At 72.3% G+C, this 9227-nt stretch carries 7 protein-coding genes; 3 read left to right on the top strand and 4 right to left on the bottom strand.

Features of this window, described 5'->3' with window-relative positions; all coding sequences use genetic code 11:
• The coding region (locus GSF22_RS25930) for a DNA gyrase/topoisomerase IV subunit A (protein WP_208816355.1) at positions 1-2308 on the bottom strand (2308 nt) is incomplete at its 3' end.
• Positions 2309-2376: 68 nt separating this feature from the next.
• Complete coding sequence (locus GSF22_RS25925; protein WP_208816354.1) at positions 2377-4542, bottom strand: DNA topoisomerase IV subunit B; 2166 nt, start codon at positions 4540-4542, stop codon at positions 2377-2379.
• 101 nt (positions 4543-4643) lie between these two features.
• Here GSF22_RS25925 and GSF22_RS25920 point away from each other — a divergent pair, with 101 nt between their 5' ends.
• Positions 4644-5276, top strand: coding sequence for a class I SAM-dependent methyltransferase (locus GSF22_RS25920; RefSeq protein WP_208816353.1), 633 nt, complete (start codon positions 4644-4646; stop codon positions 5274-5276).
• Positions 5277-5445: 169 nt separating this feature from the next.
• The gene (locus GSF22_RS25915; RefSeq protein WP_208816352.1) at positions 5446-6108 is read left to right on the top strand and encodes a hypothetical protein; all 663 of its coding nucleotides are present in this window, start codon (positions 5446-5448) and stop codon (positions 6106-6108) included.
• Here GSF22_RS25915 and GSF22_RS25910 read toward each other — a convergent pair whose 3' ends face one another.
• Positions 6109-7002 (bottom strand): alpha/beta hydrolase family protein, encoded by an 894-nt coding sequence (locus GSF22_RS25910; RefSeq protein WP_208816351.1) that lies wholly within the window; start codon positions 7000-7002, stop codon positions 6109-6111. It lies immediately after the preceding gene.
• A 69-nt stretch (positions 7003-7071) separates the two neighbouring features.
• Complete coding sequence (locus GSF22_RS25905; protein WP_208816350.1) at positions 7072-7845, bottom strand: thioesterase II family protein; 774 nt, start codon at positions 7843-7845, stop codon at positions 7072-7074.
• Positions 7846-7972: 127 nt separating this feature from the next.
• Between GSF22_RS25905 and GSF22_RS35520 the strand changes: the two genes are divergently transcribed.
• A complete protein-coding gene (locus tag GSF22_RS35520; RefSeq protein ID WP_208816349.1) occupies positions 7973-9205 on the top strand; it encodes a cytochrome P450 in 1233 nt (410 codons plus the stop codon).
• Positions 9206-9227 lie beyond the last annotated feature (22 nt).

Genomic DNA, 9227 nt, shown 5'->3' with positions numbered 1-9227 from the left:
TCCCGAACGCGGTCACCTTGACGCTCCGGCCGGTCGACGTGACCACCATCGGCTCCCCGTGCTGCGGATCGTCGGTGCGGACCGCCCCGAAGAACCGTACCTGCGCCCCGGCAGCCAGGTTGATCCCGGCCATCCCGCCGCCCTTGAGCCCCTGCGGCCGGACCAGCTTCGCCGGGAACCGCAGCAGGGACGCGTCCGAACTGACGAAGGCCAGGCTCTCCGCACCGTCGACCAGCCAGGTCGCCCCGACCACCTCGTCCCCGTCGCGCAGGCCGATCACCTCGAACTCGTCGGCCCGCACCGGCCACTCCGGCGCGCAGACCTTGACCACCCCGAGCCGGGTCCCCAGGGCCAACCCCGGGGAGTCCGATTCCGACCCGCCCAGCGGCGCCAACCCGACGACCTGCTCCCCCGGCGCCAGCGGCAACAGTTCCGAGGCGGACATCCCACCCCGCAGCGACACCGTGCCGGCCTGCTCCGGCAGCACCGGCAACGGCAGCACGTCGGTCTTGAAGGCCCGACCGGTACTCGTCACCAGCAGCACCTGCCCCCGGGCGGTGGTGTGCACCACCGCGCGTACCGCGTCGTGCTTGACCCGGCCGTTGCGCCGCCGCCCCTCGGACGCCTCCTCGCTCTCCGCCGCCGTCCGGGCCACCAGCCCGGTCGCGGAGAGGATCACCTGACACGGGTCGTCGGCCACCTCCAGCGGGCCGGCCGGGGCGGAGGCGGCCAGCACCTCCTTCAGGTCACCGTCGATCAGGGTGGTCCGCCGGGGCGCGGTGAACTCCCTGCCCACCTTGGCCAGCTCGTCGGAGACGACCTTCCGCAGCACCCGGTCGTCGTCCAGGATGGTGGACAGCTCGGCGATCTCGGCCCGCAACCGGGCCTGCTCGGTCTCCAGCTCGATCCGGTCGAACCGGGTCAACCGACGCAGCGGGGTGTCCAGGATGTACGTCGCCTGGATCTCCGACAGCGCGAACCGGCTCATCAGCCCGTCCCGGGCCGCCTGGGCGTTGTCGCTGCCCCGGATCAACCGGACCACCTCGTCGATGTCGATCAGGGCGACGAGCAGCCCGTCGACCAGGTGCAGCCGCTCCTCGCGCCGGGTACGCCGGAACAGCGTCCGCCGGGTCACCACCTCGTAGCGGTGGGCGAGGAAGACCTCCAGCAGCTCCTTCAGCCCCAGGGTGCGCGGCTGCCCGTCCACCAGGACCAGGTTGTTCACCCCGAAGGACTGCTCCAACGGGGTGAGCCGGTACAGGTCGGCCAGCAGCGCCTGCGGATTGACCCCCACCTTGCACTCGATCACCAGCCGGGTGCCGTGCTCCCGGTCGGTGAGGTCCTTGACGTCGGCGATGCCCTGCAACCGGGCCGGCTGCCGCTGCCCCTTACGCGGGCCCGAGGTGATCGGCTTGCCCCGAACCTCGTCGGTGATCGCCTCGATGACCTTCTCCGCACCGACGCCGTACGGCAGCTCCACGATGGTGATGGCCTGCCGGCCCCGGCTGCCCTCCAGCGGACCGATCTCCGCCCGGCCCCGCATCCGGACCACGCCCCGACCGGTCTCGTACGCCTTGCGTACCTCGTCCAGGCCGAGCAGCAGTCCGCCGGTGGGCAGGTCCGGTCCGGGGACGAACTCCATCAGCTTGTCCAGCGGGGCGTCCGGGTTCCTGATCAGCCACCGGGCGGCGGTCACCACCTCGCCCAGGTTGTGCGGGATCATGTTGGTGGCCATCCCGACCGCGATCCCGGAGGTGCCGTTGACCAGCAGGTTCGGGAAGGCGGCCGGCAGCACGGCCGGCTCGCTCAGCGAGCCGTCGTAGTTGGGCCGGAAGTCCACCGTGCCCTCGCCCAGCTCGCCGACGAGCAGCATCGCCTCCCGGGACATCCGGGCCTCGGTGTACCGCGCGGCGGCCGGCCCGTCGTCCGGACTCCCGAAGTTGCCGTGCCCGTCGATCAGCGGCACGTTCAGCGAGAAGTCCTGGGCCATCCGGACCATCGCGTCGTAGATGGCGGTGTCGCCGTGCGGATGGTACTTACCCATGCAGTCCCCGACGACGCGGGCGGACTTGACGTGCCCCCGGTCCGGCCGGTGGCCCTGCTCGTACATCGAGTAGAGGATCCGGCGGTGCACCGGCTTGAGGCCGTCCCGGGCGTCCGGCAGGGCGCGGGAGTGGATGACGCTGTAGGCGTACTCCAGGTAGGAGTCCTGGACCTCGGTGGTCAGCGGGTTGTCGAAGACCTGTGCGCCCGCCCGGTCGAAGGCGGTCAGGTCGACCCGGGGCTGGTTGCCCTTGCGGCGTGCCATTGCTCAGTGCTCTCTCTCGACGTCACCGGCGCGGACGGCACCGGGGACGGTGCGGCGGGTGGTGGTCATCAGGCGTCGATCGCTTCCTGGTCGACCCGGCTGGCCGACTCGATCAGCCAGTTCTTGCGGGGCTCGACCTTCTCGCCCATCAGCAGTTCCAGGATCTGCTCGGCGGCCTCGACGTCGTCCAGGGTGATCCGGCGTACCGCCCGGGTGGCCGGGTTCATCGTGGTCTCCCACAACTCGTCGGCGTCCATCTCACCGAGACCCTTGAAGCGCGGGATGGGGGTGACGATCTGCCGGCCGGCCTTTCGTAGCCGGGCCACCGTGCTCTCCATCTCGGCCTGGGTGTACGTGTAGATCGTCTCCGGGTTGCGCCCCTTGGTGGTGATCTTGTGCAGGGGTGGCATGGCGGCGTACAACCGGCCGGCCTCGATCACCGGACGCATGTACTTGGCGAAGAGGGTGATCAGCAGGGTCCGGATGTGCGAGCCGTCCACGTCGGCGTCCGCCATGATCAGGACCCGGCCGTACCGCATCGCGGGGAGGTCGAAGGTACGCCCCGAACCCGCCCCCAGCACCTGCACGATCGCCGAGCACTCGGCGTTGTCCAGCACCTGCTGGAGGTTCGCCTTCTGCACGTTGAGGATCTTGCCCCGGATCGGCAGCAGCGCCTGGTACTCGGAGGAGCGCGCGAGCCGGCTCGTCCCCAACGCACTGTCACCCTCGACGATGAACAGTTCGCTGCGCTCGACCCCGGTGGAGCGGCAGTCGACCAGTTTCGCCGGCATGGACGCGCCCTCCAGGGCGGTCTTGCGGCGGGCGGCGTCCTTCTGCTGCTTCTGGGTCAACCGGACCCGGGCCGCGTCGACGATCTTCTGGAGGACCGTCCGCGCCTCGGTCTTCGTCCGGCGGTCCTCCAGCCAGCTCCGCAGGTGCTGCTCGACCAGGCTCTGCACCACCTTGGTGATGCCGGCGGTGGAGAGCTCGTCCTTGGTCTGGGAGGTGAACTGCGGCTCCGGGATGCGGACGTGGACGACCGCGGTCATCCCCTCCAGCACGTCGTCGAGGGTGGGCGGCTCCTCCTTCGGCCGCAGCAGCCCCCGGGCGTTGCGGATCGCGTCGGCGAGGGTACGCACCGCCGCCCGCTCGAAGCCCTTGCGGTGGGTGCCGCCGTGGGCGTTGCGGATGGTGTTGGTGAAGCACTCCACGGTCCGCTCGTAGCCGGTGCCCCAGCGCAGCGCGATCTCCACCTCGGCGCGCCGCAGGACGTTGGACTGCATCACCCCGTTGGCGTCGGCGGCGTTCTCCTTGTAGCTGCCCTCGCCGGTGATCAGGAGGGTGCCGCTGACCGGCTTCTCCCCGCCGGGGGCGAGGAACTCCACCATCTCGGTCAGCCCGTTCGGGAAGTGGAACGTCTCCTCGACGGTGCCGCCCTCGGCGCCGGCGTCACGCAGCACGTAGCCGACCCCGGGGACGAGGAAGGCGGTGTTGCGCAGCTTGCTGCGGACCGCCTCGACGTCCAACGCGGCGCCGGTCTCGAAGTAGCGGGGGTCGTACCAGTAGCGGATGGAGGTGCCGGTGGACTGGCCCCGCTTCATCTTCCCGGTGACCCGCAGTCCGGATTCCGGGGTGAACCCGGCGTCCGGGCCGGGCCCGTCGAAGACGCCGGGTACGCCGTGCCGGAACGACATCTCGTGGACCCGGCCGTCCCGTCGGACGGTCACGTCGAACCGTCGGGACAGGGCGTTGACCGCCGAGGCGCCCACCCCGTGCAGCCCGCCGGAGGTCTTGTACCCGGAGCCGCCGAACTTGCCGCCGGCGTGCAGGCGGGTCAGCACCAGCTCGACGCCGGAGAGGCCGGAACGGGCGTGCACGTCGGTGGGGATGCCCCGGCCGTCGTCGTCGACCTGGACGGAGCCGTCGGCGTGCAGGGTCACCTCGACGTGGGTGGCGTGGCCGGCGACCCCCTCGTCGGTGGAGTTGTCGAGGATCTCGTTGACGAGGTGACCGACGCCACGGCTGTCGGTGGACCCGATGTACATCCCGGGTCGCTTACGGACCGCGTCCAACCCCTCGAGGTGGGTGAGGTCGTCGGCCCCGTAGAGGGTCTCGGGCTCTGCTGTCACCTGGTCGTAGTCCTCTGTCTCGGCGGTGCGGTGCCGGTGCCGGCGGACCGGTGGGCCACAGATCCGCAGGTACGCCCCGGCGAGCCTAGCCGCACCGGCGGACATCGGCTGCCGAGCCCGCCGTCGCCGGGCGCGGTGTCGATCACGGTACGCCGGGTGGCGGGTGGCCGTCCGGTGCTGCCGGGCCGGGCACTACCGTAGCCGTCATGGGTAAGCCGACCCGCTGGGCCACCGATACCGGGCCCGAGCATTCCCGCTGGTACATCGACCGGTTCCGCCGGATGGCCGCGGAGGGTATCGACCTGTCCGGGGAGGCCCGGCTGCTGGACGCGATGCTCGTGCCGGGCTCCCGGGTGCTGGACGCCGGGTGCGGGCCGGGGCGGGTCGGTGCGGTCCTGCACGCCCGGGGGCACCGGGTGGTCGGGGTGGACGCCGACGCCGAGTTGATCGAGGCAGCCCGGGCGGACCATCCGGGGCCGGTGTGGCTGGTCGGTGATCTCGCCGACCTGGATCTGGCGGCGGCCGGCGAGCCCGACCCGTTCGACGCGGTGGTGGTCGCCGGGAACGTGATGACCTTCGTGGCCCCGGGTACCGAGCGGGACGTGTTGTCCCGGCTCTTCGCCCACCTGCGCCCGGACGGCTTCGCGGTGATCGGGTTCGGGACGGAGCGGGGGTACCCGTTGCCGGAGTTCGACGCGGACCTGACCGCTGCCGGGTTCCGCCTGGAGCACCGCTTCGCCACCTGGGACCTGCGGCCCTGGCTGCCGGGTACCGACTTCGCGGTCAGCGTGCTGCGCCGACCGGCCGGTGCGGTCGGCGGCGACCCGGCACCGCGCTGACCGGTACGGCTGGCGCGCCGGGCCGACCGGTACGGCTCCCACGTCGCACCGACCGGTACGGCACCGCGCCGGCCGGCGGCCGTTGCCACCATCGACATCGACAGATATCTTTCCCATCGGGGAGCCGCCTGCCCGCTCCCCGGGGACCGGGGCGAGGTGTCGGGTGCCGGTGACGTTCGTGTTGATCATGGTCGCGGCCGGGTTGCTGGCGCTCGCCCTGCTCGCGGTACGGCTGCGTGACCGGGCCGGCGCCGCCGCCGTGCTGGCCGCGGTGGTCTGTGTCGCCGTCGCGTACGACAACTTCGCCGTCGCGGCGGGCCGGTCGATCGGTGACGGCGACCTGCTGCGCCTGGTCAGTACCGGGCGCTTCTGGCTGCACGCCCTGGTCACGCCGCTGCTGGTTCCGCTGGGCTGGGCACTGGCGGTCCGGCTGGGTGCGCTCCGGTCGACCGGTCGGGGACCGGTGGTGCTGGTCGGGCTGGTGACCGCCGCGCTGGTACTGGTCGGTGTCGGCACCGAGATCGTCGGGCTCCGGTTGGAGCGGCGCACGTACGCGGACACGCTGCGTCACGTGAACGCGGCGGCCGAGGGGCCGCCGGTCGCCGCGCTGGTCACCATCGCGCTGCTGACCGTGCTGGGGGTCCTGGTCGCGGTGCGCGGCGGCGGGCCGTGGCTGCTGGTCGGCGCGGTGGTCATGCTGGTCGCCGCCGCCCTCGGTACCCGGGCCTTCTGGCTGGGCAACCTCGGTGAGCTGGCCCTGCTCGGCGGGACGGTCGGCACGGCGTACCGGGGCACCCGCCGGCCGGCGACCGGTGGGCGCCCCGGGCGGTGATCAGGCGACGCCCTCGAACTGGATCTGGGGGTCGGTGTGGGCCGGGGTGCCCCACACCTGCTCGTAGGCGGAGGTGTCGCCCGCGAGGTGGTACCGGAACCAGTCGACCAGTATCCGTCGGGTCAGCGCGAGCTGGGTGGCCCGGGTGATCGATCCGCTGTCGCAGAAGAGGCCGCTGCTGTCCATGAACCCGCAGTGGAAGCCGCCGGTGATGGTCCGCAGTTGCTTCGGCGCCGGTTTGCTCTGGTAGATCGGGCGCTGGTGCGAGGCGGGCGGGGCGATGGTGTCGCGGTCCCCGGCGACCAGCATCATCGGCACGGTCACGGAGGCCGCGGCGGTGACCGCCGACGGGTTGGTCTCGGCGGCGGCCAGGTTGGCGACCGTGGTGACCGCCGGGTTGGCGGCTGCGGCCAGCACGCTGGCGCCGCCGCCCATCGAGTGGCCGGAGAGGCCGAGGCGGCTGGTGGTGATGTGTCCCTGGAACCGCGATCCGGTGGTGGTGTCCTGGGCGACGAACCAGGTGAGCTGGGCGTTGAGGTCGGCGGCGAACGCGCTGTGGCTGGGCAGTAGGCCGCCCTGGGAGGTGGGCAGGCCCACCACGAAGCCGTACGACGCCAGGTGCGCGGTGGTGCCGGCGTACATGCTGACGCCCTGCAGGAAGCCGTGCCCGAAGGCGATCGCCGGGAACCGGCCGGCGGCGACGGCGGTGCCCTGGCCGGCGGCGGTGGCCGGGTAGTAGATGCGGGCGGTGAAGGACCGGCCGGCGGCACTGACCTGGGCGTCGACGTAGCCGACCGGGTACGGGCCGGGGCTGCTGCTGTCGGCGGCGGCCGGGGTGGGGACGCCGAGGACGGCGGCAGCGAGCACGGCCAGCGCGAGGATCACTCGTCTCACCGGGATGCTCCCTTCCTGGGGATCGGGGTGAGGGGAGTGAAGCACGGCACCGCGCAGGCCGAAAGGAATTTACATATCTCGATTAATTGGACCGACGAGCCGGTCGACCCGCCCGGCGAGGTCGGCGGCGAACAGCTCCGGACAGTCCGTGAACCAGAAGTGGTTGCCGGCGAAGGTACGGGTCTCGAACGGCCCGCTGGTCTGCTCCCGCCAGCCGGCCACCACCCGCTCGTCGGGCGTCCCGTCCGGCGTCGCCCCGTAGTACACCACCGGGCAGGTCAGCGGGGTACGCGGCTGGTACCGGTAGCCCTCGAAGAGCTTCAGGTCGGCCCGGACGATGGGCAACACGTACGCCCGCAGCGCCGGGTCGGCCAGCACCTCCGCCGGCACGCCCCCGCCGGTACGCAGCCACTCCCCGAGTTCCTCGTCGGTCAGCCCGGTGAACCGGCGGGTCCGCGCCACCGACCCGGGCGGCGGACAACCGGAGACGACCAGGGCCGCCGGTGGCCGGTCGAGCCGGCTGAGCACCCGGGCCACCTCGAAGGCGAGCAGCGCCCCCATGCTGTGACCGAACAGGACGTACCGCCCCGGGAAGGCGATGCTGACATCCGCCGCGACGGTCATCGCCAGGTCGGTGAGCAGGGCGGGTACCGGCTCGTCCCAGCGTCGCTCACGCCCCGGCAGCCGGGCCGGGTGCACGCTCAGCCCGGCCGGCAGCAGACCGCTCCAACTGCGGTACGCCCGACTGTCCCCGCCCGCGTACGGAAAGCACACCAGCGGGACCGCGTCGGTTCGGGTCGGCGCCGCCGGGTCGAACGTCGCCACCGTCGGTGCGCCGCTCATCCCGCTCCTCCTCCCAGCCGGACTCCTCGGCCCGATCGGATCGATGGATCTGGACCCTCCGATCGTATGCTGGACCCCTCCGCCGCCGAAGATCGGCGGCCAGGTCTGGCAAGCCGGAGGGAATCTGATGGACGGCGACGCGCTGCCCCGTTACCCGTTCGAGGACTTCCGGGGTGAACTGCCCGACCGGCTGCTCACCATGGTGCGCGACGAACCGGTCAGCCGGGTGATGCTGCCCGACGGTCGTCCCGCCTGGCTGGTCGTCGGCTACGACGAGGTCTGCACCGTGCTGTCCGACGCCCGGTTCGTCCGGCACGTCGGCGACCTGGGCCCGGACGGGGTGACCGGCCCGGCCAACGGCGGCGCGGCCCTCGCCCCGGACACCACCGGGCAGTGCCCGGTGACCGGTCCCCGGGTCCGGGACCTGGCCATGAACGGCCCGGCCCACGCCTCGCTGCGCCGACTGGCCGCCCGGGCGTTCGCGGCCCGCCGGATGGAGGCGTACCGGCCGAGGGTGCAACGGATCGCCGACGAACTGCTCGACGAGATGGTCGCCAAGGGGCAGCCCGGCGACCTGATCAGCAGCCTGGTCTTCCCGCTGCCGGCGATGGTGGTCTGCGAGGTGCTCGGCATCCCGGCCGACGACCGGGAACGGTTCAACGTCTGGATCGCCGACATCACCGCGCTGACCGCGTACGGCACGCCGGAGGCCGCCGAGGCGATGGACGAGCTGCGGGCGTACCTGGCCGACCAGCTCGCCGCCAAGCGGTCCGCCCCTGGCGACGACCTGTTCTCCAGTTGGCTGGCCACGCAGGCCGAGGACGACACGCTCAGCGACGAGGAGATCGTCGGGCTGGCGGTCGGGGTGCTCATCGGCGGTCGGGAGATCAACTCGATCAGCACCGGGATCCGGGCGCTGTTCCAGCACCCCGAGCAGCTGGCCCGGCTCCGGGCCCACCCGGAGCTGCTGCCCTCGGCGGTCGAGGAGATCCTGCGGTACACCTCGGTCAGTCCGATGTTCCTGGTCCAGACCGCCCTGGCCGACGTGGAGCTGGGCGGGGTGCCGATCCGGGCCGGCGACGCGGTGATGGCGGTACCGTGGGCGGCCAACCGGCATCCGGAGACCTTCCCGGCTCCGGACACCTTCGACGTGGGCCGTCCGCACAACCCGCACCTGACGTTCGGTCACGGGGCGCACTTCTGCCTCGGCGCGGCGCTCGGCCGGTTGCAGGTGGAGATCGCCATCGGCACCCTGCTGCGGCGGTTCCCGAACCTGGCCCCGGCGGTGGACCTGGACGAGCTGCCGTGGCGGCACGAGCGGATCAACTGCGGCATCGCCGAGTTTCCGGTCACCTGGTAGGGGAGGTCAGGCCCCCGTAGCC

Source organism: Micromonospora echinofusca (genome assembly GCF_017614955.1).
GTDB classification, from domain to species: Bacteria; Actinomycetota; Actinomycetes; order Mycobacteriales; family Micromonosporaceae; genus Micromonospora; species Micromonospora echinofusca_A.
Note: the sequence above shows the minus strand (reverse complement) of the source record. Positions and strands in the feature narration are given on the sequence as shown.

Excerpts from the sequence above, each read along its gene's own strand:
- GSF22_RS25925 (WP_208816354.1), bottom strand. The coding sequence starts at position 4,542 with ATGTCCGCCGGTGCGGCTAGGCTCGCCGGGGCGTACCTGCGGATCTGT.
- GSF22_RS25920 (WP_208816353.1), top strand. The coding sequence starts at position 4,644 with ATGGGTAAGCCGACCCGCTGGGCCACCGATACCGGGCCCGAGCATTCC.
- GSF22_RS25905 (WP_208816350.1), bottom strand. The coding sequence starts at position 7,845 with ATGAGCGGCGCACCGACGGTGGCGACGTTCGACCCGGCGGCGCCGACC.
- GSF22_RS35520 (WP_208816349.1), top strand. The coding sequence starts at position 7,973 with ATGGACGGCGACGCGCTGCCCCGTTACCCGTTCGAGGACTTCCGGGGT.